This is a genomic window from Mongoliitalea lutea, from assembly GCF_014652135.1.
Taxonomy (GTDB): Bacteria; Bacteroidota; Bacteroidia; order Cytophagales; family Cyclobacteriaceae; genus Mongoliitalea; species Mongoliitalea lutea.
On record NZ_BMYF01000003.1, the window covers coordinates 174139 to 197477 of the forward strand.

A 23339-nucleotide genomic window follows, 5' to 3' on the forward strand; every position below is an offset into this window, starting at 1 on the left:
GGATTTCATTTGAAATAGTTCGTTCAATAACTGTTCCAATTTTATTACCAATCCTCGTCCAGTCCCGAAAAACCATCTGATTTTGCAATGATTTTTTTTAATTGCTGACTATCAATAAATTGATTTTCTTTGATTAGAACTTGATTGAAAGTTAACTGATGCTGGGCCTTCAACAGATTTTCATGTGTGGGTTGGGAGATATGAAAAGGAATTTTGCTGATGGCTTGGCGGGATTTTGCTTGTTGGAGAACTGTATTATCCTTGAATAAAAAAGGAATCAAGGTGGTGGCACAGGAAAGAAACACATGGTCCATCCGCATGTGTGTATTATACTGTGTTAACCGTTCAGCAATTTCTTGGAAAAATATCTTAGTTTCACCAAGTCTTACACGTGAACCTGCTCGAGATTTTCCTTTGGTTTTTAGGTAATTGATTTGGCTTTTTCCCTGCTTTTTTCGGACCATATAGGCTCTAAATACTTTATGATCTACCAAGGCTCCATTGTCATAGCAGAGTAAACCCGCCAACCCGGCACGAACACCCAAGATAACATGGTTAAAAAACTCTTTACTTTGAAAAAAATCTGAACCGATCAATTCCTGATAGATGCTGTAACGCAAGACTGCAATTTTTTCTTGTTGGGGTGTGTAAACAAGGACTTTATGTTGCTGGGGAACGTGCTCGAAAGGAAGATTGAGATTCTTGATATTCTCCAAAAATGGATTGAGTTCATGATTTTCCAGTTTTAAATGCTGCATTGTTCTTTCTTCCGCCCAAGAATGGTCTTATTTTTGTTCGAAATTAACAAATCCTCGTGCATGAAAATGGAAATCGATCAATTATTGGAGAAAATGTGTGACAAAAGTGAGTCTGAAGCTTTCCTCTATTCGGATAAGTTAGCTAAAATAGGAGGGGAAGAACTCATGCAGAAATTGATTGACTTGATGAAAGGGGAGGATATGGACACCAGTTTCTTGGCAGCCCGCACTTTGTCGAAGATGGAAAATAATGCAGATGCGCTCAAATTTGTTTTTGAGTTGATTCATCATCCTTCATTTAAATTAAAAAATGGTTATCTTGTACAACTGCTGGAAGGGTTTGACCTTTCTGATAGTTTTGTTGATTTATACAGGGTATTTCTCTTCGGTAATTTTAAGTCTTCCTCATTGGCCAAAGAATACTTGGATACCATAGAATTTGAAATAACCCCTCGGGTATTGAAGAAAGCTGAGAAACATTGGAATCACTTTTTGAATAATGTAGATCAAAATTCCGATGAATTTCATGCAGTAAAAGGAGAAGCAGAGCAAATGTTGGTCGAGATTAAAGAATTGTTAAACTCATAAAACAAGATGCTCCGATTTGGAGTTTATAACTATATATGGAAAAAGTAGAAGTAATGCAGTTGCATCGAAATTTTTTAGAGGATTTCGGTTTCACCTTAGACAAATCTATCTTGCATTATGCAAAAGACAATGTCTATGGGAAACAGATTGTGTTTTTTCACCTTACTCAACAAAAAAACGTCACCTATTTGGAATACAACTTGGGCATTCGAATAGAAAAGGTTGAATACATTGTGCACAAATTCCTGCCATCGTTGGGGGATTACAGAGAAAAGAGTGTCACCCTGGTAGAAACTATGGATGGAATTGATGAATCTTTTCCGCGCAGATTTGTCATTCATGATGAACAAGAAATTCCCAAACATATTGAGACCGTGGAAAAATTCTTGGTGAAAGAAGGCTTCCGCTGGTTGGATCGTTATATGGAAGGAGAGGCCTTGGAAAAGTATTTCAATGAAGACTTAGATAGCCCAATTGTTACTCAAAACTTCACGTATAGATCCGCACGAGGAATCGTTTTAGCCAAAATTTACAATCCTGAACGCTACGATATCGTCAAAGATGAATATTTGCGTAAGTTGGATGAAATTCAAGTGACACCTTTCACCTTAGCTTGTTTCTTGAATTTACTGGCGTATTTAGACGAGGAATTTCAAGCTTAATCTACTTTTTTTTAACGACACCTCTGACAGCTTGAGCATTTAGTGGATTCTCAGGCCATGAGTGTTTGGGGTATCTTCGTTTCAGTTCTTTCTTGACCTCAAAATAAGCATCTGCCCAAAAGCTGCGTAAATCGCTCGTGATTTGAACCAACTTAAATCCTGGAGATAATAGGTGGATGGTTAATGGAATGGTGTTTTCACAGATTTTGGGTGTTTCAAGCATACCAAACAATTCCTGAAGGCGAACTTCCAAAATGGGTGTCATACCATCTGCTTGATATTGGATAGGAATTTGACTACCACTAGGTACCTGGAAATGAGAGGGTGCCAATAAATCCAAAGCTTGTTGTTGTTCAAAACTTAAAGCATGTTTTAAAATTGAATAAAGGTCAAGCTTGGTGAAATCTTCCATTCGCTTGATTCCGTATAGGTATGGTTCGAGCCAAGTTAACTCACGTTCAAATAATGCTTGAATGGAATAGTCTGGCAACTCCAATGATGTTTTCCAGATCCTAAGAGATTGAACTCTATTCAAAAGATTTTCTACCTCCTTGGAAAGTGAGAAAAGTTGTGAACCATGTTGAATGATGAAGCTTTTTAAAGCACTGATATTTTCTTCTTCTTGGAGATCTGAGATTGGAGTAGCCCGCAGGATAATACTTCCGATACTCAATTGATTTTCAGCAATAAATGAACTTTTATCTTTATCAAATTTGACAACTCTGCGGGTTTTGATCAGAGGCTTAAGATCTGTTGGTAAGAGGGGAGAAGCTAGGAAGATTTTCCCCAATCCCTCTCGCTCATCGATGTGGGAAATAGCCAACCAAGATTCATGTGCCAAATCATCCTGATGACTCATTTGGGCAAGTTTGCCATTGGCCAATTGGAATTGGGCATTGTTGCCTGGTCTTGCAGAAGCGATACGCTCAGGGAAAGCATTGGCTAAAAGGAAGCCAGTTTGGTAAGGATCTACAGGAGCATTGCTTGGTTCAATACCAAAAATTTTCCGATAATGATTCGCTACCTTTTCTAGCTTGGCCAGTCCTTTTTGATGAAGTTGCTCTTTCCGTGCTCTTCTCAAGGCTTCTATGCGCAAATTGATATCCACATTTTTTTCTTGTGGTAGTGGATCACGCTCTTCCAAAACAGCTGCAACATCACAAGCTAAAGGTAATAAATCCAATTCTTCTGCCATCAGCATCATGTGGGAAATCCGTGGATGCGCTGGGATTTTAAGCAAGCGTTTACCATGTTCGGTAAGCTTATGATGCTCCAGTGCATTGATCTGATGCAATGTTTCAATTGCTTGATTTACTGAACCCTGAGGAGGCTTACTTAACCAAGCCAATGAGAAGATGTCATCTACGCCCCATCCAATCAGCTCCAAAACTAAGTTGCATAGATCGGCTTCTTCAATTTCTGGCTTTTTAAATTCCTCCATAAACTGATGGGCAGCTTTGGACCATAAGCGGTAGCAAACTCCAGGACCCAATCTTCCTGCGCGACCTTTTCGTTGGGTAGCGGAATCTTTGCTGATAGCAACCGTTTCCAAGCGGCTAAGTCCGGAACGTGGATTGAATACTGACTTTTTGGTAAAACCTGAATCAACAACAACTCGAATACCTTCAATGGTCAAACTCGTTTCTGCAATAGAAGTAGCCAGTACCACTTTTCGCTTGTCCGAGGGATGCGGACGAATGGCCTGTTGTTGGGCTGTGGGTGAAAGTTTGCCGTACAATCCATGGATGGCAAAATCTGGAATTCTTTTGTTGAGTAGTTCGATCGCCTTTTTGATTTCTCCTTCTCCCGGAAGAAAAGCTAAAATATCCCCTTGCTGCTCTTTGGAAGCTCTGACTACTGTATCAACTACACCTTCTACAACAGTGAATAAATCCGTATTGCCCACATAAATTTCCTCTACGGGATAATGCTTTCCTTCAGAAACTACCGTATCGCATTGAAGTAGCTTTTCCAGTTGAGGCATATTCAAGGTAGCCGACATGACCAAAATCTTCAGATCAGGCCGTAATATTTGCTGACTTTCCCGACAAAGGGCCATGGCAAGGTCTGCGTGAATATTTCGCTCATGAAACTCATCAAAAATCACTATTCCAACGCCATCCAAGGCATTGTCCTGCTGAAGCATCCGGGTCAAAATGCCCTCTGTCAATACTTCTAACTTGGTTTCTGGACCAACTTTGCTATCGAATCGAATTCTGTAACCTACTTGCTGTCCTACCTTTTCACCCAGCAGAGAAGCCATGCGCTCTGCAATGCTTTTGGCTGCTAATCTGCGGGGTTCCAGCATCAAAATTTTTGCTCCATTGACCAAATTGGCTTCAAGAATCGCTAAAGGTAAAAGTGTACTTTTTCCAGCCCCAGGCGGTGCATGGACAATTAAGGTATTGCTTGCTTGAAGTTTGGTCAAAACTTCAGGTAGGACTTGTTGGATTGGTAATTCCGGAAAAACTAGGGGCGTTGTCAAGACGTAGGATTTTTGCAAAAATAAAAAAACTATTGAGGAATATCCCTGAAAAGATCCTTGAACAAAATTCAAATCTTCCTACAAGGGAATAATTACCTCAATAGTTTTATTACATGTGAGTGAACGTGCTTATTAGTCTATTTTCACCCAAGCTTGTTTGCGATGACTTTCAATAATGCGCTCACAGATCAACAACTCTCGATGTCCGTCAGCAAAAGTTGGGTAACTCGGATTTTCCGGCTGCTTTCCTTCACGAATAGCGGCATATACCTCTTTGAATAGCTGCTTGGAAGTATCAGGAAAACCTTCATTATGCCCACCTGGAAATGAAATCAATTCTGCTGCTTCCCTGGTAAATAGAGAAGGATCCTTCATTAGATGATGATTGGCTGTTTCCCGCTTGCCGATCCATAATTCATTCGGTTTTTCTGAACACCATTCAAAATTGGATTTGGAACCTGCAATCTCAATATTCAAACGGTTTTTCCTTCCGGCATTTACTTGGGAGACAGTTACAGAACCCTTATTGCCATTACTGAATCTCAACAAGACGCTGGCATGATCTTCGGTATTGATCGGAACTTCCTCGTAATCTTCAGCGGAAAGCATTTTTCCGGAATATGTCTCTATGGCCTTCAGAGGCTTTAATCGGGTTTTATGAACAGTTGAGAAATCAGCCATTACTTCAGTGATTTTCAAACCTGTAACATACTCTGTCAAATCCAATAAGTGAGAGCCTATATCCGCAATGGCCCTTGAGTCTCCTGATTTATCAGGCTCCAATCTCCAATTGTAATCTGTTTGTAAAAAGAGCCAATCCTGTAAATAGGATCCCATGATAGAGTAAATATCTCCTAAGTCTCCATTTTCTCTCATGGTTTTCATTTGGCGCACCATAGGATAGTAGCGCAAGTTGAAGTGCACCGCGTTGACCAATCCTTTTTCTTTGGCTAATGCTACCAATTCCTCGGCTTCGGCAATGCTAGTCGACAATGGTTTTTCACATACCACGTGTTTGCCAGCCATCAAAACTGCTTTGGATTGAGGGAAGTGAAGAAAGTTTGGCGTACAGATATGCACTACATCGATTTCTTCATCTTGAAGCATTTCTTCAAAGGTGTAGGCAAACGGAATACCCAACAGGTCGGCTTTTTCCTTGGCTAATTCTGTGGTAACTTCACAAAGCGCTTTGACTTCAATATTCGGTAATCTTCTCAAGGCTTCTAAATGCGCAGGACCAATGAATCCTGTGCCAACAATGGCAGCTTTTATTTTTTTCATCCAGGTTATATGGTTTGATTTCGATTTTAAATATAGTCCATTTGCTGTTGAATTAAAAACCTTCCACTTTCAAGAGAAATTGACTTTAATTCAAGTGCCTTTTATATGAAAAAGAATGATCTTCATCAAAATTTCTAAGATTCACCATGAAATCAGGGAAGAAAGTCTTTAAATTTCGTTACATTAAACGTGACTAAACAACAAAATAAGCTATGGCTAACTTCAATCTGAAAATTAACGGTCAATCACATCAAGTAGAGGTGGATGAAGATACCCCATTACTGTGGGTGCTGAGAGATCATTTAGGTTTGGTAGGAACCAAGTATTCCTGTGGAATCGCTCAATGCGGTGCATGTACTGTACATGTCAATGGAGAGGCAATGTTTTCTTGCACCATGCCTGTATCGAGTGTTGGGTCTGACGAGGTGACGACTATTGAAGGTTTGTCCAAAGATGGAAATCATCCGGTACAAAAAGCTTGGGATGAGGTAGATGTGGCACAGTGTGGCTATTGTCAAGCAGGTCAAATTATGACAGCGGCTGCATTTTTGAAGAAAAACCCAAAGCCAACAACCGATGAAATCGAAAATGCGATGAACCGGAATATTTGCAGATGTGGTACTTATCATAAAATCAGAGAAGCAGTTGCAATGGCTGCTAAAACCAAATAAGTATGGCTACTACAATCAAAACAAACAGAAGAGATTTCCTCAAGATTGCTGCTACTGCAACAGGGGGATTATTGATAGGATTTGGTTGGTCCAGCTGTGACACGCCAAAGGTTCAGGTATTAAGCACAGAAGAAGTACTTGCTAAGGCGCATAACTTTAATAGCTTTTTATCCATTTCTCCTGATGGGGATATTGTGATTTACTCCCCAAACCCTGAATTGGGACAAAATATCATCACCTCTTTCCCAATGATTGTGGCGGATGAATTGGACGCAGATTGGAAAAAGGTGCGCGTACTCCAAGCTCCTTTAGATAATCAGCGTTTCGAAAGACAGCTGACAGGGGGCTCGGGAGCGATGCCTCATTCTTGGGAACGATTGAGAAAAGCAGGTGCTTCAGCAAAATATTTACTATTATCTGCTGCTGCTGCTAAATTAGAAGTTCCTCAAGAGGAATTGTATGCAGAGGAAAGTATGATTTACCACAAAAATAGCAAGAAAAAAATCAGCTACGGGGAATTGGTGATGGATGCGGCTGCCTTGGAAATTCCCGAGGAGGTACCCTTGAAAGATCCAAAAGATTTTAAATTGATAGGCACGCCGGTAAAAAATGTCAAAAATAAAGAGATGTTTACCGGACAGCCCTTGTACGGCTTGGATGTCTACAAAGATGGGATGGTCAATGCCATGATCCAACGGGCTCCTTTTGGAATGAAGATCAAATCAGTGGATGATGCTGCTGCACGCTCTGTCAAAGGAGTGTTGGATGTGGTGGTGTTTAAAAATAATGTGGCGGTTGTCGGCAGTACTACTTGGCCTTTGATGAAAGCTAAACGCATGCTGAAGATCGAGTACGAACCTGATGGAGCAGTGGAAAGCACTTTTGATCATGATCGATTGTTTGCCGAAATGCTAGATGCGAAAACTGCCCAGATCATGCGTCAGGATGGAGATGTGGATGCAGCTTTTAAAAATGCTGCTCAGGTAATCACTGCTGAATACCAATGTCCATTTTTACCACATGCTCCGATGGAGCCGCAAAACTTCTTCGCACATGTGAAGGAGGATTCAGCGGAATTAATTGGACCAACGCAGACGCCTGATAGGGCCCGTATGGAAACAGCTAGACTGTTGGGTATTCCTGTTGAAAATATAACGGTGGATATTACCCGACTTGGAGGAGGATTTGGTCGTAGATTAATGGCTGATTTTGTAGTAGAAGCAGCAGAACTTTCCAAAATTTTGGACAAGCCTGTGAAAGTAACCTGGAGTAGGGAAGATGACAACACTGGTGGTGGTTATAGACCTGCGGTGCGTTACAGATTTTCTGCGGCATTGGATGAAGCAGGTAATATGATTGGTTATAAATTGCGTGGTGCCGGGATGAATGCCGGTAATACTACCCGTGAAAATAACTTCCCTTCCGGAGCAGTTCCGAATGTGTTAATAGAAAATGTCAATCATCGTTCCACAGTAACGACCAATGCATGGAGAGCACCGATCACCAATTTCTTGGCCTATGCGGAGCAGTCCTTCCTAGATGAAGTAGCTCTTGCGGCGAAAAAAGATCCCGTGGCATTCCGATTGGAGTTGTTGAAAAAAGCTAAAAACGAACCTGTCGGTCAATTGGGTTACGATGTTGATCGGATGATTGGTGTAGTAGAGGGTGCAGCTGAAAGAGCTAATTGGGGTAAGAATGCGAATGTGAAACAAGGGTTTAGCGTTTATTTCTCCCATCGTTCCTATGTTGCGCAGGTGGCAGACATTGAGATGGAAAATGATCAGCCAGTATTGAAACGAATTACGGCAGTGACGGATTGCGGGGTTGTCGTCCATCCAACCGGTGCTGACCATCAGGTGAGAGGTGGAATTGTGGATGGGATGGGTCACGCCATGTTTGGTAATCTAACCTTTGAAAATGGCATGCCTAAGCAGCGAAACTTTGACAGTTATCGATTGATTCGAATGAAGGAAGTTCCTGAAGTAAATGTGCATTACCTTCAAACACCATTCGAACCAACAGGATTAGGGGAGCCTGCACTTCCTCCAACAGGTGGAGCTATTGCCAATGCAATTTATGCAGCTACGGGTCAGCGATTGAGAGCCCAGCCATTTATTGAACAGAAAGAATATTCCAGTTTGAATTTACAAATCAAGCGAGCGTAAAATACAAACGAAGCCTAAGCCAAACAGCCGCCCCAAGTAGGGGTGGCTGTTTTTTTTAAATGTAGTTTCTTTTAGGTCATAATCATTATATTAACCGCCATGTCTTTGGACATGAAAATGGTCTTTTTGTTGTCGACCAAAATTTCGACTGAACCATCAAACTCCACTTTTTCGAGGATTTTAATACGCGCCCCGATATACACCCCGATTTTGTCCAGGTAACGTAAAAAGGCAGGACTGTTATCTTTTACTGCTACGACCTGACCTGTACTATCTACATCCATTTCAGCAATTGCTAAGCGTGGCCTTACTTTGACATCACCAAATTCATCTGGGATAGGGTCACCGTGTGGATCAAATTTTGGAAAACCTAAATATTCATCCAATCGCCTTACCATGAGAGGGGATTGGATATGTTCTAGCTCGTTGGCAACTTCCAATACTTCATCCCATGAAAAGCGTAATTTTTCTACCAAGAAAACTTCCCACAAACGCTGCTTGCGGATGGTCATCAAGGCAGCTTTTTTTCCTTCTTCAGTCAGACTGACTCCGTAATATTTTCTGTACTCGATCATCTGTTTGTCAGAGAGCTTTCGGAGCATGTCAGTAACAGAGGCGGGCTTGGTTTTGGTAGCAGCGGCAATGTCGTTAGTGGCCACACTTCGGTTGCCAGCTTCCGATACTTCAAAGATTGCCTTCAGGTATTTCTCTTCAGAATAGGTAAGGGTCATGCGTATTTTTTTTCAAATATAAGGATTTAGATTAATCTAAAAAATATAGAAGAGTGGTCTAAAACAGCTGTGGATAAGTTAAAATAACCTGTGGTTTTGTTTTTAGGAATGTCTAAAATATGGTTTTTGATAACCTAAAATAAAACTTAATCAATTGATATACAGCAATTATTAGAGTAAAATTTATACAAATATGACGTCCAGGTGCAATTTTTTTGAAGTTTCCACTTTTAGAAAACCGGTTTCCAAAATGGCCAAAAAGTGGATAAAAATCCACAGACATGTGGACAAGGTGGATAAGTCAAAAAAGGCTGTGGATTTAGACTTTGATTGATACTATTGCGTTAATAAGATCATCCTGTAAAATAAAATATAAGATGAGTGTAGGCTATTTGGGAATACCCTTGTATTTTCAAGACAAATAAAAATCCTATGAAAAAAATCCTTTTCCTTATCATGTTGTTCTTGGCATTTAATGCCGAAACCAAAGCCCAATTTTCGTCTGATAGAATGAGTTTTGGTCAAGGTAATTTCTTTTTGAATGGCAGTTTTATCAGCTTTCAGCAAGCAAGGGAAATTATGAGAGTCAATGAGGAGGCAAGTCAGTATATGAAAAGAGCTCGAGCTAACAGGACTTGGTCTAATATACTGTCTTATCCTGGTTATTTTGTGATAGGTTGGGGAATTGGTGGATTGTTGGGAGGTGTGCCATTTAGTGAGAGCGCTCCTTATTTGGGCGTAGGTGCTGGATTGATTGCGGGAAGTGTATTATTAGATTTAGGTTTTTCTAAAAATGCTGACTTAGCTGTTAATATTTTCAATACAAGTATGCCAACTGGACATAAACCAACAGATGTGCGGCTATTGGCAGGATTTACATCTTCGGGAATTGGGCTAAAATTAGCTTTTTAACCCTTTTTCAGTGGCTCTAATCCCTCAATCATCTGATAAAATTCAGGTTCCGAACTACTCCAAAGTGCTTCCGGAATATGGGGGGTCGTGTAAAATTCAGTAGATAAGATGGCTTCAATGGTGTTAGGTATGTTTTCAAATTTCTGAAAATCTATGCATAGACCAGCTTGATGAGGTTCAATAAGCTGTTTCCAGGCATCGTTTTCAGGTAATAACATAGGCTTTTTAAGTGCCATACATTCATAAATCTTACTTGGAAATTTGGGGGCAATACTTGGAATCAAATGATAGGGGAGCATAACTAAATCGGCTTGCTCATATTGTTCCAATATCTCTGCGTAAGAGATTGGTTCTTGACTGAGGGTCAAGTGTATTTTCTTTTTGTTATAGGTTTTTTCTATTAACTGATGTTCAAAAGATTTCAAAGGACAATGGCCAAAAATAATCAGCTCAACATTTGAATGGTATTCAATTAGTGATTTGAACCAATAGATTCCCTCTATCGTGCCATATACGGGAGTCAATGTGCCTGTGATAAGAAATCGAATGGGTTTATCTCTTGGAATCCGGATATTACTTTTGTTTACTTCTTTTCCTGGAAAGGTGTTGGGGAGTAGCGTCACAGGTTGGAAATGGGGGAGTTCTGCCCGATAACAATACTCCGCAAGTATGTATTGATCAATCCAAGGTTTGGACAAGTTTTCGATACTTCGAATCAGTAATTGCTGGATATATTTTTTGAATTTAGAAGCCTCAGGTAAGTTCCATCGAATGTTTTTAGCGTAGTTTTCCTGTACATCATAGATGAGTCTATAGTTAAGCCAAAATTTTCCTATGATAGCTGCTGGAAGCAATTCCCAAGTGGTAACCGTCAGTATCTGTGCAGGCTGCTTTGTCAAGATGGATAAAAGCCTAAAGCTGGCTCGCAATCGTTTCCATAAATTTATGGGTGAATTTAGGAGGGGGCTGAACTTTATATTTTCCTGTGAAGTTTCATTTTTTGAAGAAAAGCCTATGATGTTTATACAGTATTTGCTTTTTTCACGCAGCGAAAGCGCCATCTTGTAATATGCACGAGCATCTTTTACAGGTTTCAGTACTGAAGCGATGGCTATTTGGATCAAGGAAATAAAATTTGGTTACCCACAAAAATATGGATTTACAAAACATAATTGAAAAGGCCTGGGAAAACAGGGAGTTATTAAAAGAAAAAGATGTTGAAATCGCCATCAAAACGGTCATTAGTGATTTGGATGCCGGGAAGTTGAGATGCGCGGAACCCTTAGAGGATGGAAGCTGGAAGGTCAATGACTGGGTGAAGAAAGCTGTCATACTTTATTTCCCTATTCAAAAAATGCATACCATTGAAGTGGGACCTTTTGAGTTTCATGATAAAATGGCACTTAAAACCAATTATGCCAAGCAAGGTGTACGTGTAGTACCTCATGCAGTGGCACGATATGGGGCATATTTGGCCTCTGGTGTGGTCATGATGCCTTCTTATGTAAATATCGGGGCATTTGTGGACAGTGGCACGATGGTTGATACTTGGGCTACCGTTGGGTCTTGTGCACAAATTGGTAAAAATGTTCACTTAAGCGGGGGAGTTGGAATTGGAGGAGTTTTGGAACCTGTGCAAGCGGCTCCCGTTATAGTGGAAGATGGGGCCTTTATTGGTTCAAGAGCCATCATCGTTGAAGGGGTGAGAATTGGCAAGGAAGCTGTGATCGGTGCAGGTGTTACCTTAACCGCTAGTTCAAAAATAATTGATGTAACAGGTGCTGAGCCTGTAGAATACAAGGGATATGTTCCCGAGCGATCGGTAGTCATTCCAGGTTCATTGACCAAAAAATTCCCTGCGGGAGAGTTTCAGGTTCCATGTGCTTTGATTATTGGGCAGCGTAAAGCATCAACTGATTTAAAAACCTCTTTAAACGATGCATTGAGAGAAAATAATGTAGCCGTTTAATAGTAAGGAAATGAAAAGAATTTGGAGTACTCATTGGCTGGTCCTGGGAATCTTGTTGGTATTTTCAGCATGTTCATCAGACAGTCAATCAGAAAAAGGGGATGTTTTGTTTAAGAGAGGTGATTATGAAGCAGCGATTGTGGCTTATTCATCTTTCTTGGAGACTAAACCAAAGAATGTTAAAGCACTTTACAATCGTGGTAGAGCTTATGAGGAGTTAGGGAGTTTTGAGCAAGCGGAAAAAGATTTCCTTGATGCATTGAATTTGGATAAGCGTAATACACAAGTGATGTTGAGTTTGTCCAATTTGTACCAAAAGCAAAAAAACCATACCAATGCTTTATTGTATGCAGACTATGCAGTAGAAACCCCAGGTGCACCTGCTATGGCCTATTTTATGAAAGGAAGGGCTTTGCATCAATTGGGAAATACCGATGAGGCTTATAAAGATTACTCCACAGCTATCAAAATGGATAAAGATTTTGCTGAGGCATTCTTTTATCGCGGTATGTTAAAGTTAGCCACAGACAAGAAAAAAGCTGGTTGTGATGACCTTGCCTTGGCAGCTAAGCTTAACTTCCCTGAAGCAACGACTGCAATCGAGAAGTTTTGTAAATAAGCATCTTAGGTTAGCAAGATTTAGTTACCCCTTGGAACAGTTGATTCAAGGGGTTTCTTTTGCACATAATTGGAAGGCAAGTGTGCTAACAATTTTTTTTTGAATCTGTGTGCATCTACCGTGATGGTATGCCTAGGTGTGTTTATTTGCTTGTAGTGCGGGTTTTCTACTTCTTTTTGGCATAATTCAGCGGTGTTGGAAGGTCTTTTCCATAAACCAGCAACTTCTCTCGCCATGATTTTTGCTTGAAGTTCCGCTCCCGGCCAAATACAACCTAAGGGTTGAAACATGCCAACGAAATACAGATTATCAATGGTTGGATGGAGCATTTTGAGGTATAGCGGAACAGGTCCTGAACTATAGTCAATTAAACTTCGGTCAAAAAATGGGTGTGAAAGGTAATAACCTGTGCAGGCAATGATGGTATCGTATGATTCCTCCCGACCATCTTCGAAAATTACCTTTTTCCCATCCAAACGCTGAATATCTAAACGGGGATGCACCTTTCCATGGCGTATTTTGTACAAGAGTTCATCGTTGATAGTAGGATGAGTCTCACCAAATTTGGTTTCTACAGGACGTAAGCCATACAGTTTATTATCACCTACCAAAGTTTTCAATAAGACATCGAAGAAGAAGGTTCGAATAGGAGTAGGTATCCAATTGCTGTTTTGGCCGATAATGTCGGATGGTTTGCCGAAGAAAAATTTGGGTATAATTCTATAGCCTCTTCTCCAGCTGATGGCAGTAAATGCACTGACACGACTGGTTTCCACCGCTACATCACAAGCAGAGTTACCTCCACCAATGACCAAAACTCGTTTATCAGCAAAAGGAGCAGCTTTTTTGAAGGAGTGTGAATGTAAGAATTCTCCTGTAAACTTTCCCGGATAAGAAGGCCATCGTGGATTCCAGTGATGTCCGTTGCAGACTACTAAATGGGTAAATTCTTCTTGGTACTCTTTGCCTTCTTTTTCAAGAGTAAGGAGCCAATGACCATTTTCCAAGCGAGCACAATTCAGGACCAAGGTCTCAAATTGAATATGCGGATACAAATCAAAATGCCTCGCATAAGCCTGAAAATAGCGTCTCAATTCATCATGAGAGGGATAATCAGAGGTATTCGGGTCAAAATCGTCAAAGGTAAAATCCTCGTATTGAGATAACGTTTTAGAACTGATGATATGGGTAGTTTCAAAGACGGAGGAGTGGCTTTCATTTTCAGAATAGATCCAATTTCCACCTACATCTGAATTTCGGTCAAAAGCTAAAATGTCAATTCCTTGGTCTTTAAGGTTTTTGATGGCGCTTATCCCGGAAGGGCCCGCTCCAATTACGGCAACTCGTTTATGCATACAATCGGATGATTTCTTCTGACATGATTTTGGTACCTATACTGGCTTTTTCAGGGATTTTTCGAAGATGAAGATAGCTTCTTGTAGAGGGAAGGTTCGGGTCAATCAAGTATTTGGGGATATTGGTTTTTGTATATTCTATCAAACCGGCAGCTGGATATACAGCCAAGGAGGTACCAATAACCGCGAAGATATCGGCTTCTTCCACCAACTCAGCAGCTGGTTCAATCATTGGCACCATTTCCCCAAACCAAACGATGAATGGTCGAAGTTGACTGCCTTTTTCACAGATATCACCTGTTTTGATTTCCCAACCATCCATTTCGTAAACTAGGGAAGGGTCAATAGTACTTTGGGATTTAAATAGTTCACCATGTAAGTGCAAGACCTTGGAGGAACCAGCTTTTTCATGAAGGTTGTCCACGTTTTGGGTGATGATGTGAACATCGAAAAATTCTTCCAAATGGACTAATTCTTTGTGGGCATCATTGGGTTCACAGCTGGCCGCTTGTTTTCTTCGCTGATTGTAGAAGTCAAGAACAAGTGCTTGATTTTTCCGCCATCCTTCAGGGGAGGCGACTTCCATGACGTCATAGCCTTCCCACAGGCCACCCGAATCCCTGAAAGTGCTGATACCGCTCTCTGCCGATATCCCAGCCCCCGTTAAAACCACCAGTTTCTTTTTCTTCATGTAAATAGTTCGTTTTTCAGATCATAGTAAACCTGTCAGTTTTTAGTTTGATTATTAGGACTTTATTTGAATCCATTTTCTCGAAAACCCTGACAGTTTAATACGTATTCACAATAATATTTCAATCCAAGTAATCTAAAGACCTCAGGGCTGACGCCCCTCAGATTAAACTAACAATACTTTATGCTACGAAGATTACAGGGCTGACGCCCCTTATTTCTCTATTTTGTAAGCGGTCCGAATGTTATTTCAATTTATTTCCACCTTATTTCTACTTTATTTCCATATCTACTAATATCCAATATCAACCAATATCCTTTTTAGCAATCCTTATAGGTTTTTACTTGTCCCGAATATTATTTCAATTTATTTCCACCATATTTCTACTTTATTTCAATATCTTCTAATATCCAATATCAACCAATATCCCAAATATCCAATATCAATAAATACTTCAACATAGCCTACACTATCCCTTGATGCTCAGCTCTCAATAAATCATTGACAGTCTTTACTGGATTGAAGGTAATTAGCGGAACTTCTACGAATAAAGTGTTCCAACCTGCCATGGCACCGTTCCATAAGCCTGGTAATTCCAAGGCTTTTAGGTCACGGCCACTTTTGGATTTTTCAGTGATAAATCCAGTACGCATATCTCGGAACTGAAGGAGATCAAATTTTTCTCCTTTGTAGTTTTTCGTAGCACAGACCAAATCTACCGGGTTGAAATGGGTGGATGATTGGAAGATTGCTTTGTGTTCAGGATTGTCTAAGTCAATCTGTGCTGTCTCAGCAATCTGCAAGGAAAGTGATCCATCGTCTTCCTGGACCCAAAATGGACCTCCGCCTGGTTCGCCCGTATTTTTCACCATACCGCACACACGGATAGGTCTATTCAGCTTTTGATGCAAGTACAATGCTTGGCCTTCATCCGATAGTTCACTATAGTGCGCAGGCAATTTACCGCCCAAGACCTCTTCTAAAACACGCTCTGCTTCGGTAACCGCTTCTGTGGAAACGCCCGCATCCAAACCTTCTAATGCTTTGAAGACAGCTTCCTGCACATCTAATAAAATACCTCCAATCGCTACTTTATAGTCAGCAGTAGTGGATTTCAATCGGTCCGGCACCACATTGTCTACGTTTTTGATAAAAATCACATCTGCATCGATTTCATTGAGGTTTTCCAATAAGGCACCATGACCTGCTGGTCTGAAAAGAATGCTGCCATCTTCTTCTACAAATGGTTCATTGTCCATAGTTACTGCAATGGTGTCGGTGGACTTTTTCTGTTGAGAATAGCTTACATGAAATTCAACTCCATATTGAGCCTCTAAACCTGATTTGATAGAAGCAACCTCCGCTTTGAATTTTTCCTCGTGCTCGGGTGATACAGTAAAATGAATTCGAACAGTATTCCCTGCACCTTTGGCATACATCACTCCCTCTACAAAATGCTCATAAGTAGGGGTACAATCTCTATCTTCATAATGGTGGAATTTGAGCAGTCCTTTTGGTAATTGACCATACCCTAATCCATCTTCATTGAGCAAAGCACCAATGATTCGCTGGTATTCTTTGGCAGCGAGTGCACTTGCCAAGGATGAACCTTGATTTTTCAGCGCTGCATCTAAATCGGATTTAAAAGCAAATCCATCGATTTGATTGATAAATTTCTGGACAAAAGCACTTTTGCTGATATCTCCATCTCCATCTAAAAAAGAATAAAGATCCTTGAACATACGGGAAGCAGCTCCACTTGCAGGAACAAACTTTACAATCACTCGGGAACTGATCTTGGAAGCGTAGCTTTCCTGTAGCGCTACCAAGTTTTCTTCAGAAACTTGTAAAACTCCGTTGCCGACAGTTGCAGCATCTACTATGGGTAAAAAAGGGAAGCCTTCTTTAAAGTTTTTCAGTTGTTCTTCCACTTTTGCAAGGTCCATACCTTGATCTAAAATTTGCTTTTGAAGCGTTGCGTCCATGGTTATTGGTTTTAATGAAGTAATGGCTCAATATAGGAAATCCCCCATTTCAAATAAAGTGCTTTGTAAAAAAAGCGTTTCTTTTTCTTGGAAAGGGGAATAATAGCTTTGTTAAAAATCTAATAGCTGAAATCGAATGATGGTTCGAGCTCTTAATTGACTCAGTTGATTAATAGATTGTTCATTCAATTGTAAGATTCTTGGATAACCACCTGTCACTTGTGCCTCTCGCATTAACGCAATCATTTTTCCCGAAGGTGTCAACTGAACAGTTCCTGGAAAAACAGGAGCCGTTAATAACTGAGGTAAGGAATTGGAAGGTAAGCTCAAGATTTCATAACCCATCCGATCTTGCCTTAAACCAAGTTCAAATTCTTGGTTTTGGATAGTTGTTTTTAATATTTCTGATAATAAGTTCCAATCGGAACCCTTATAGGCGTATATCATTGATTCAGCGGTTTCGGAAAGGTATTCTTTGATTCGGGAATGGGTAGCCTGATTGGCTTGGTGGCTTTGGGAAAAATAGGGGAGCTTCATTCCCTTTTTCAGTATCCATGCTTCGGTAATCCCTTTGGACCAGCTCCTGCTGCCCAATATTACAGGGCTTTGAAAACCTTCTTTCACACCCAAATAAAGCCAATTTCCTTGTTCAATGGATACTATGCGCAGGAGGCTACCTGCTTCAACTTGGAATGGTTTGTTTCTTTGAATCTCTACTCCATCCACAAGAAAGAGACCTTTTGCACCTGTAAGCACACAGATAGTTGGCGTATGAAATTGAAATACTACAGCCGCTGGACCTATCTCTAAACATGCAGCATGTGATGGATTAATCAATAAGTGATTCGCTAAGTTAAATGAAAAAGTATCCATAGCTCCAGCATACGGAACTCCCCAATGGGCATGCTGCGTACGTCCTGTATCCTGAATACTGCATTGCAGACCACCTTGGATGAGTTCGAGAAAACCTACTGATTTATTCATGGTTCCATTCATAATTTCCTTGACTGATGGCTTGTTCCAATGCTTGGTATGCTGATAAAGAGATAGCGCGGAAAACAATGCTGTCTCCGATTTGCGGTCTTACAGGAGGCTCTTGCTCTGGGTTGAAAAGCATCAACGGAGTTTTACCGATGATGTGCCATCCTCCTGGAGATGGGAGCGTATAAATGCCTGTTTGGGCACCACCAATACCCACCGAACCAGCGGCTATCTGTGGGTCAGGAGTTATTTTCCGATTTGTATGCAACGTGGTATCCAATCCCCCCAAATACATGAATCCCGGCAGAAATCCATAGAAATGGAGTAAATAGCTTCGACTTGAATGAAGTTCAATTAATTGTTCGGTGGTTAAATCCTTCATTCGAGCCAACATTTCTAAGTCCTTACCTAATTCATAGCACACGGGTATTTCCCATTGATTGCTTGAAGTTATAGCATGTTCGACAGGGTCTTTTGTCAATTCTTCCTCCCATGTTATTCGCTGTATACCTGATTGCTCGTGAGTAAATAGCACATTTAGTGTATGATACCCTATTCGGAGGCTTTCAACACCAGCTTTCTTTTGTAGGGAATGATAAAGCGCAAGTTGTGCATGAAGGATGGCTGTGTCAATCCGTTCCTCCCATCTTATTTCCAGGAGTTTGGGGTGAATCCATAAAAACTCAATGATTGGAGGCATATGTTTGTATCAATTGAAGAATGGATAATGCAGCGGGATTGTCTCCATGAATACACAGTGTGTCGCCTTTTAAGTTTAAGATTTCCCCATGAATAGTTTTTAATTTACCCTGCATCAATCGCTCAATATGGTCTTTTGCTTCTTGGGCATCAATAATTAATGCCTGTGGATGGGTCCGTGCCACCAAACTGTAATCTGACTCGTAATGTCGATCACCAAAGACTTCAAGCATTATAGGAATGCCCGCTTTTTGGGCTAAGGAGGCTATTAGGCTATGGGGAGGAACATAAAGTGTAATGCCAGGATAATGCTCTTGAACCAAGCCTATCAATAAATTGGCTAATTCATGATTTTTTGCAGACTCATTGTATAAAGCTCCATGGGCTTTGATATGATGCATAGGAACTTGGCAGGCTTCGGCACAAGTAGCAACGAATGCTATTTGTTCGCGTAGGCTTGTTTTCAACTCCTCCAAAGGAATGTCTATCACGTTTCTTCCAAAATTGAGCCGGTCCGGGTAGGAGGGGTGGGCTCCAATTTTCACTCCATGTTGAGCTGCGAGTAGAATGGTTTCTTGAATGCTTTTTTCGTCTCCGGCATGGCCTCCGCAAGCAATGTTGCAGGAATGTAAAAAAGGCATAAGCGCAGCATCATGGGGCAGTCCTTCTCCTAAATCGCAGTTGATATCCATCATAAAGTGTATCTTTGGCGATGAAATTAGCCATTTTCACGTAAAATTCACACCATGTTTGAATACAACCCAGAAAAACACTATCCGAAAGAAACAGAAAGCAGGGTGGTCATCCGCTTTCAGGATTGTGATCCCTTGCAGCATTTGAATAATGCCAAGTATTTCGACTATTTCTTTAATGCTAGAGAAGATCAGGTTCCGAAGTTGTACGGCCTTGAAATGATAGATTTGATTACCAAATACAAGGCGGCCTGGGTGGTGTATAATCATAATATTTCTTACGTGCGCCCTGCAAGAGTGGGGGAATGGGTACGCATCATGAGCCGCTTGCTTTGGTATAATCACAATACCGTGGTCTTAGAGTATTACATGACAGACGATACCAAGAAGGAACTTAAAACTGTTTTATGGACCACTATGCGCTATGTAACCATCAAGGAAGGAACATCCACAGACCATGCGGGAGCAGTTTTGGATTTCCTCAAAGCAACTTCGGAAGATTTAGATATAAGCAATATGAGTATTGGAGAGCGGGTAAAGAGTTTGAAGCAGAAGCTACTGGTAAGCTAGATGAATTACTTGTGAGACTACACGGCATTACATAAGGCTTAAGGTAATACATTAAACAATCCTTTTTTTGTGAAAGGTATTCATGAACTCAACAGTAGGTTTCATGAAGTATTTTGCCTATTTCGTGAATTGTTTATGAGGAACCAAATTTTATTTTGTTTCTTCAAAAACAAAAAACGTTATGAGAAAATTTACTTTAATCTTTTTTATACTCCTGGGATCTTTTGCGTGCCAAATCGATAATTTTGATGATGGCTTGGTTGGACTTGAAGGGGAAATACAAGTTTTTGAAGCTGTTTTTGTCCGTGATCAACAAAACCTTCGTGTTACAAGTGAAGAGAGTGTTAAGCTCCAAGTAATTCGTAAAGGCAACCCCAATCGAAGCGAAGTAAGTTTTAGATTTTTAATTGATAGAGAAGCATTTCCAAACGCACAAATAGTTGAAATAATTGCACTTGAGGAAAACGCAGATGGCGCCCTGTCTAGTTCAAGCCCTTTAATTGCCAGTGCTAATCCTGGAAAAGGTAAAGTAGGCAATTTCACAAGTCCATCACTTCCTATTGAGTCTTTGACAGATATTTTATTAGGTTTTTCCATCATGGATGGGAACGGAAACTATCTTAGCGGCGGATTTTTCGACATGAAAATTAATTCCAGTTCCAAAAATGGCTTGGAAGTTTCTTTTCAGAAATCAGTCAACACAGAATTCGATGTGATTTTATCCTCAGTAGGTGGTGAAAAATTGAAGGTAACTCAAGTATTACAAACTGGATTAGCCATTTCAGAAAAGGAAGCCACTACCTTAATTGAAGAATTGCCTACAGTAGTTTTAGGAAAAGCTAGTAAAGAAGAAGCCAACCAATTGAAGTCAGCACTTGAAGCAGTAGGAGCTACTGTAGATTTGAAAAGAGCGGCTGAGGGCGGTGGCGACGATGGAGGTGATGAAGCAGAAACCCTTGAATTTGACGTGATTTTGTTTTCGGTTGGTGGTGAAAAAATGAAGGTTATTCAAGTATTACAGACTTAATTAGCTATCTCAGAAAAGCAAGCTATTACGTTAATAGAAAAATTGCCAGCAGTAGTTTTAGGAAAAGCTAGTAAAGAAGAAGCCAACCAATTGAAGTCAGCACTTGAAGCAGTAGGAGCTACTGTAGATTTGAAATAGGAGAAGCATTAAATATTGCTATATAATACTCGCCTTTCGTTTGGGAAGGCGATTTTATTTGCTCCCTCGGAGACTGACTTGTGGGTGGCATTAAGTTTTTAATGCTTGTGCCAAACTGTTCATGCAACAGTTTCTCATAGTTATTTTTCGGACAAAACCTGTACACTTTCGTACAGGTTTTTTTGTGACTTGGTGTGGGGAAAATCTAAGTGAAAAATTTTTGAAATTAAATTTTCATAAATTCTTGTGACAGATGCAACCTTCGAAAATTTAGACTTTTGGGATTAATGTTAAAATCTGTTACAAAAGTGAACAAGTCGCACAGGATTTTTCCCAATAGCTGACAGTTTTTAGGAACTGTCATGGTTATTTGTAAATCGCAGGAGATATTTAGGTGATAATTTTTTAGAGTAGTGAGCACCGCCTTCGATGCCGGTAATTTTTTCAGGTACAGAATTGGCCATAATCCAATCATACCAACTTAAACAAAACCACAAATGAAAACGATTTTAACATTCGCATTAGCCGCAGTACTAGGTACAAGCAGCTTCGCAAACAACTCAGAAGAAAGCATCTCTAACTTGACTAATGTTCAAGCAAAAGAGAAAAAAGTACAGGTTACTTTGAGAGAAGGAGCTGGTAAAGTAAAAGTTCACATATTGGATGCCAATGGTAAACGTCTATTTCAACGTAATTTTCATGTTCAAGAAAATATACTTGTGCCCTTTGATATGACAGCCTTACCCTGCGGAGAATATCAAGTTGCTGTCATCAGCAAAGAAGATCCCAGTAATCAGAGTATTCACACTGTAACTATTACAGAATCGACTGTTATTGAATTGCCTTTAATGGCTTATGTCAAACCATTAAATGAAGATTCATTTAAGCTAACCGTTATTGGTTTAGAAGAACCAGGAACTCAAATTCAAATTTGGGATGAATCTGGAAGAAAAGTACATTCGGAGACTGTCAATATAGCTGCAGGATTCTCTAAAGTTTATCACTTGCGTCAACTGAAATTAGAAAATCTTATTATTCAAGTTAGTGATAATAACGGCCGTACGAAGCATTTACAATTTAATTGAAACAATCATTGTTTAACGACCATCCCTGGGGGCGAAAGTCCTTGGGGATTATTTATTAGCAATTGTGATAGATAAAAAGTCTCAAAAACTAATAGAAGGACATTTTGAAAATAGATAGTTTAATACAAGCTTAGAGACCATTTTTTGCCCTTTTCCCTTTGAAACTGTATTAGGTGAAAGTTCTACTATATCTAATCCTAAAACATCAAATTTTTCAAAAATCGTATTCAATAATTTTAGTGCGCTGTAATAAGAAATGCCTCCGATTTCAGGTATGCTGGTATCATGTTCAATTATACCATAGTCAAAACAATCTACATCGAAAGTTACATATACTTTACTGTCTTTTGGAATGTGATCAAAATAATTGAGCTGTGGGTAATTATAAATGTCAAAAGATGAATGTAAGTACCATTTAGGGTGATCGATTATTTGAGTATAGTCGTTGATGTCAATTGTTCTCAATCCTACTTGTGTAATAGTTTTAATGGAACTTAAATCAATTACTTTACAAAGCCAATTAGCATGTGAAACGATCGTTGCTTCATTATTATATCCAACCAAATCGTGGTGTGCATCAAACTGAATAATGTGGAATTGCTCTCTTTTAGCAAGTGATTCTATAGGAAAAATACTCATTGAGTGATCTCCTCCAAACATAATTGTACGGAATTGATTAGAAAATAATTTATCAAAAACTATTTCCGCTCGATGTTTCACTGCCAAAATACCTTCACCTGGCAACCAAACAATATCACCTAAATCAAAAACTTGGAGAGAATTTCCATCATAGATTTTTCTGACATCAAAATCACAAAAATTTGTTTGATTAATTGAATCGTTTAGGATATTGAGTTCATCACGAATTAAAGAAGGACCACTTCGCGCACCACCAAATTCGCCATTGATATCAACAGGAATACCAACGATTGCAAATTGATCCGGTGAGTAAGTTGAAATTCTATTTAAATCAAATAAATTAATATTGTTTCCAATTGGGTTATTTGAAAATTCTAAAATACCTTCAGAAAGTGTTTTTACTTTAACATATTCGATTAAAAAGAAACAGTCTCTAAGGTCTTCAAGTACAGAATAAGGTATACCATAACGATGGTGCGCTTCATCAAAGCTAGTAGGTTCTTTGAATAAATTATAAAGAAATAATAGGTGTTGATCACCAGATACTACTTTATTGAAAGAATAGATGTCGAAAGAAACTTTATCGCCTATTGAAGTATTTTTTAGACAATAATTACGTTGGTATAAAACCACAAA

General features: G+C 39.8%; 23 protein-coding genes. 11 read left to right on the top strand and 12 right to left on the bottom strand.

The genetic code is table 11. The features are described 5' to 3' along the window. Positions 1–44: 44 nt before the first annotated feature. Positions 45–758, bottom strand: a complete 714-nt coding sequence (locus IE080_RS03615; RefSeq protein ID WP_189579078.1) for a VLRF1 family release factor — start codon at positions 756–758, stop codon at positions 45–47. Between the two features lie 60 nt (positions 759–818). Between IE080_RS03615 and IE080_RS03620 the strand changes: the two genes are divergently transcribed. Continuing rightward, positions 819–1346 carry a HEAT repeat domain-containing protein gene (locus IE080_RS03620; protein WP_189579079.1) on the top strand — a complete coding sequence of 176 codons (528 nt, stop codon included), beginning with the start codon at positions 819–821 and terminating at the stop codon, positions 1344–1346. A gap of 35 nt (positions 1347–1381) precedes the next feature. Then, entirely contained in the window at positions 1382–2008 is a 627-nt protein-coding gene (locus IE080_RS03625) for a hypothetical protein (RefSeq protein WP_189579080.1), read from the top strand. Between the two features lies 1 nt (position 2009). Here IE080_RS03625 and hrpB read toward each other — a convergent pair whose 3' ends face one another. Beyond that, complete coding sequence (hrpB, locus tag IE080_RS03630) at positions 2010–4493, bottom strand: ATP-dependent helicase HrpB (RefSeq protein ID WP_189579081.1); 2484 nt, start codon at positions 4491–4493, stop codon at positions 2010–2012. Positions 4494–4625: 132 nt separating this feature from the next. Further along, on the bottom strand, positions 4626–5774 hold the full coding sequence (locus IE080_RS03635) for a Gfo/Idh/MocA family protein (RefSeq protein ID WP_189579082.1): 1149 nt from the start codon (positions 5772–5774) through the stop codon (positions 4626–4628). A gap of 212 nt (positions 5775–5986) precedes the next feature. Between IE080_RS03635 and IE080_RS03640 the strand changes: the two genes are divergently transcribed. Beyond that, a complete protein-coding gene (locus tag IE080_RS03640; RefSeq protein WP_189579083.1) occupies positions 5987–6445 on the top strand; it encodes a (2Fe-2S)-binding protein in 459 nt (152 codons plus the stop codon). A gap of 2 nt (positions 6446–6447) precedes the next feature. Further along, on the top strand, positions 6448–8610 hold the full coding sequence (locus IE080_RS03645) for a xanthine dehydrogenase family protein molybdopterin-binding subunit (protein ID WP_189579084.1): 2163 nt from the start codon (positions 6448–6450) through the stop codon (positions 8608–8610). Between the two features lie 71 nt (positions 8611–8681). Here IE080_RS03645 and IE080_RS03650 read toward each other — a convergent pair whose 3' ends face one another. After that, a complete protein-coding gene (locus IE080_RS03650) occupies positions 8682–9341 on the bottom strand; it encodes a metal-dependent transcriptional regulator (RefSeq protein ID WP_189579085.1) in 660 nt (219 codons plus the stop codon). A gap of 432 nt (positions 9342–9773) precedes the next feature. On the opposite strand from IE080_RS03650, the gene IE080_RS03655 reads away from it, so the two are divergent. Continuing rightward, positions 9774–10253 (top strand): hypothetical protein, encoded by a 480-nt coding sequence (locus tag IE080_RS03655; RefSeq protein ID WP_189579086.1) that lies wholly within the window; start codon positions 9774–9776, stop codon positions 10251–10253. On the opposite strand, the gene IE080_RS03660 is transcribed toward IE080_RS03655, so the two are convergent. Next, positions 10250–11152 (bottom strand): glycosyltransferase, encoded by a 903-nt coding sequence (locus tag IE080_RS03660; protein ID WP_189579087.1) that lies wholly within the window; start codon positions 11150–11152, stop codon positions 10250–10252. The genes IE080_RS03655 and IE080_RS03660 overlap by 4 nt on opposite strands. 254 nt (positions 11153–11406) lie before the next feature. Between IE080_RS03660 and IE080_RS03665 the strand changes: the two genes are divergently transcribed. After that, on the top strand, positions 11407–12222 hold the full coding sequence (locus IE080_RS03665; protein ID WP_189579088.1) for a 2,3,4,5-tetrahydropyridine-2,6-dicarboxylate N-succinyltransferase: 816 nt from the start codon (positions 11407–11409) through the stop codon (positions 12220–12222). A 10-nt stretch (positions 12223–12232) separates the two neighbouring features. Continuing rightward, the gene (locus tag IE080_RS03670) at positions 12233–12841 is read left to right on the top strand and encodes a tetratricopeptide repeat protein (RefSeq protein WP_189579089.1); all 609 of its coding nucleotides are present in this window, start codon (positions 12233–12235) and stop codon (positions 12839–12841) included. A gap of 20 nt (positions 12842–12861) precedes the next feature. Here IE080_RS03670 and IE080_RS03675 read toward each other — a convergent pair whose 3' ends face one another. The 6 genes from IE080_RS03675 to pxpA all read right to left on the bottom strand — a co-directional run bounded on the left by IE080_RS03675 (position 12862) and on the right by pxpA (position 19247). Further along, positions 12862–14196, bottom strand: coding sequence for a flavin-containing monooxygenase (locus tag IE080_RS03675; RefSeq protein WP_189579090.1), 1335 nt, complete (start codon positions 14194–14196; stop codon positions 12862–12864). Next, positions 14189–14887, bottom strand: a complete 699-nt coding sequence (locus tag IE080_RS03680) for an SIR2 family NAD-dependent protein deacylase (RefSeq protein ID WP_189579091.1) — start codon at positions 14885–14887, stop codon at positions 14189–14191. The genes IE080_RS03675 and IE080_RS03680 overlap by 8 nt, the downstream gene beginning before the upstream one ends. Before the next feature lie 464 nt (positions 14888–15351). Continuing rightward, positions 15352–16872 carry a DUF4301 family protein gene (locus IE080_RS03685; protein WP_189579092.1) on the bottom strand — a complete coding sequence of 507 codons (1521 nt, stop codon included), beginning with the start codon at positions 16870–16872 and terminating at the stop codon, positions 15352–15354. A 111-nt stretch (positions 16873–16983) separates the two neighbouring features. After that, a complete protein-coding gene (locus tag IE080_RS03690; RefSeq protein ID WP_189579093.1) occupies positions 16984–17856 on the bottom strand; it encodes a 5-oxoprolinase subunit C family protein in 873 nt (290 codons plus the stop codon). Further along, positions 17849–18553, bottom strand: a complete 705-nt coding sequence (gene pxpB, locus IE080_RS03695) for a 5-oxoprolinase subunit PxpB (protein WP_189579094.1) — start codon at positions 18551–18553, stop codon at positions 17849–17851. Before pxpB ends, IE080_RS03690 begins: the two co-directional genes overlap by 8 nt. Beyond that, positions 18537–19247 carry a 5-oxoprolinase subunit PxpA gene (gene pxpA / locus IE080_RS03700; protein WP_229800484.1) on the bottom strand — a complete coding sequence of 237 codons (711 nt, stop codon included), beginning with the start codon at positions 19245–19247 and terminating at the stop codon, positions 18537–18539. Before pxpA ends, pxpB begins: the two co-directional genes overlap by 17 nt. Before the next feature lie 51 nt (positions 19248–19298). Between pxpA and IE080_RS03705 the strand changes: the two genes are divergently transcribed. The 4 genes from IE080_RS03705 to IE080_RS03720 all read left to right on the top strand — a co-directional run bounded on the left by IE080_RS03705 (position 19299) and on the right by IE080_RS03720 (position 22064). Then, the gene (locus tag IE080_RS03705) at positions 19299–19814 is read left to right on the top strand and encodes an acyl-CoA thioesterase (protein WP_189579095.1); all 516 of its coding nucleotides are present in this window, start codon (positions 19299–19301) and stop codon (positions 19812–19814) included. A 181-nt stretch (positions 19815–19995) separates the two neighbouring features. Further along, positions 19996–20841 (top strand): ribosomal protein bL12, encoded by an 846-nt coding sequence (locus tag IE080_RS03710; protein WP_189579096.1) that lies wholly within the window; start codon positions 19996–19998, stop codon positions 20839–20841. Positions 20842–20865: 24 nt separating this feature from the next. After that, on the top strand, positions 20866–20979 hold the full coding sequence (locus IE080_RS03715) for a ribosomal protein L7/L12 (RefSeq protein WP_262893049.1): 114 nt from the start codon (positions 20866–20868) through the stop codon (positions 20977–20979). 497 nt (positions 20980–21476) lie between these two features. Further along, on the top strand, positions 21477–22064 hold the full coding sequence (locus tag IE080_RS03720) for a DUF3244 domain-containing protein (protein ID WP_189579098.1): 588 nt from the start codon (positions 21477–21479) through the stop codon (positions 22062–22064). A gap of 81 nt (positions 22065–22145) precedes the next feature. Here the strand turns inward: IE080_RS03720 and IE080_RS03725 are convergent, their stop codons facing one another. Beyond that, a complete protein-coding gene (locus tag IE080_RS03725; RefSeq protein ID WP_189579099.1) occupies positions 22146–23336 on the bottom strand; it encodes an arginase family protein in 1191 nt (396 codons plus the stop codon). Between the last annotated feature and the right edge of the window lie 3 nt (positions 23337–23339).

Bases quoted from the DNA above. Each gene is read 5' to 3' on its own strand.
- IE080_RS03615 (WP_189579078.1), bottom strand. From the start codon at position 758: ATGCAGCATTTAAAACTGGAAAATCATGAACTCAATCCATTTTTGGAG.
- IE080_RS03620 (WP_189579079.1), top strand. From the start codon at position 819: ATGAAAATGGAAATCGATCAATTATTGGAGAAAATGTGTGACAAAAGT.
- IE080_RS03625 (WP_189579080.1), top strand. From the start codon at position 1,382: ATGGAAAAAGTAGAAGTAATGCAGTTGCATCGAAATTTTTTAGAGGAT.
- IE080_RS03635 (WP_189579082.1), bottom strand. From the start codon at position 5,774: ATGAAAAAAATAAAAGCTGCCATTGTTGGCACAGGATTCATTGGTCCT.
- IE080_RS03640 (WP_189579083.1), top strand. From the start codon at position 5,987: ATGGCTAACTTCAATCTGAAAATTAACGGTCAATCACATCAAGTAGAG.
- IE080_RS03645 (WP_189579084.1), top strand. From the start codon at position 6,448: ATGGCTACTACAATCAAAACAAACAGAAGAGATTTCCTCAAGATTGCT.
- IE080_RS03650 (WP_189579085.1), bottom strand. From the start codon at position 9,341: ATGACCCTTACCTATTCTGAAGAGAAATACCTGAAGGCAATCTTTGAA.
- IE080_RS03655 (WP_189579086.1), top strand. From the start codon at position 9,774: ATGAAAAAAATCCTTTTCCTTATCATGTTGTTCTTGGCATTTAATGCC.
- IE080_RS03665 (WP_189579088.1), top strand. From the start codon at position 11,407: ATGGATTTACAAAACATAATTGAAAAGGCCTGGGAAAACAGGGAGTTA.
- IE080_RS03670 (WP_189579089.1), top strand. From the start codon at position 12,233: ATGAAAAGAATTTGGAGTACTCATTGGCTGGTCCTGGGAATCTTGTTG.
- IE080_RS03675 (WP_189579090.1), bottom strand. From the start codon at position 14,196: ATGCATAAACGAGTTGCCGTAATTGGAGCGGGCCCTTCCGGGATAAGC.
- IE080_RS03680 (WP_189579091.1), bottom strand. From the start codon at position 14,887: ATGAAGAAAAAGAAACTGGTGGTTTTAACGGGGGCTGGGATATCGGCA.
- IE080_RS03685 (WP_189579092.1), bottom strand. From the start codon at position 16,872: ATGGACGCAACGCTTCAAAAGCAAATTTTAGATCAAGGTATGGACCTT.
- IE080_RS03690 (WP_189579093.1), bottom strand. From the start codon at position 17,856: ATGAATAAATCAGTAGGTTTTCTCGAACTCATCCAAGGTGGTCTGCAA.
- pxpB (WP_189579094.1), bottom strand. From the start codon at position 18,553: ATGCCTCCAATCATTGAGTTTTTATGGATTCACCCCAAACTCCTGGAA.
- pxpA (WP_229800484.1), bottom strand. From the start codon at position 19,247: ATGATGGATATCAACTGCGATTTAGGAGAAGGACTGCCCCATGATGCT.
- IE080_RS03705 (WP_189579095.1), top strand. From the start codon at position 19,299: ATGTTTGAATACAACCCAGAAAAACACTATCCGAAAGAAACAGAAAGC.
- IE080_RS03710 (WP_189579096.1), top strand. From the start codon at position 19,996: ATGAGAAAATTTACTTTAATCTTTTTTATACTCCTGGGATCTTTTGCG.
- IE080_RS03720 (WP_189579098.1), top strand. From the start codon at position 21,477: ATGAAAACGATTTTAACATTCGCATTAGCCGCAGTACTAGGTACAAGC.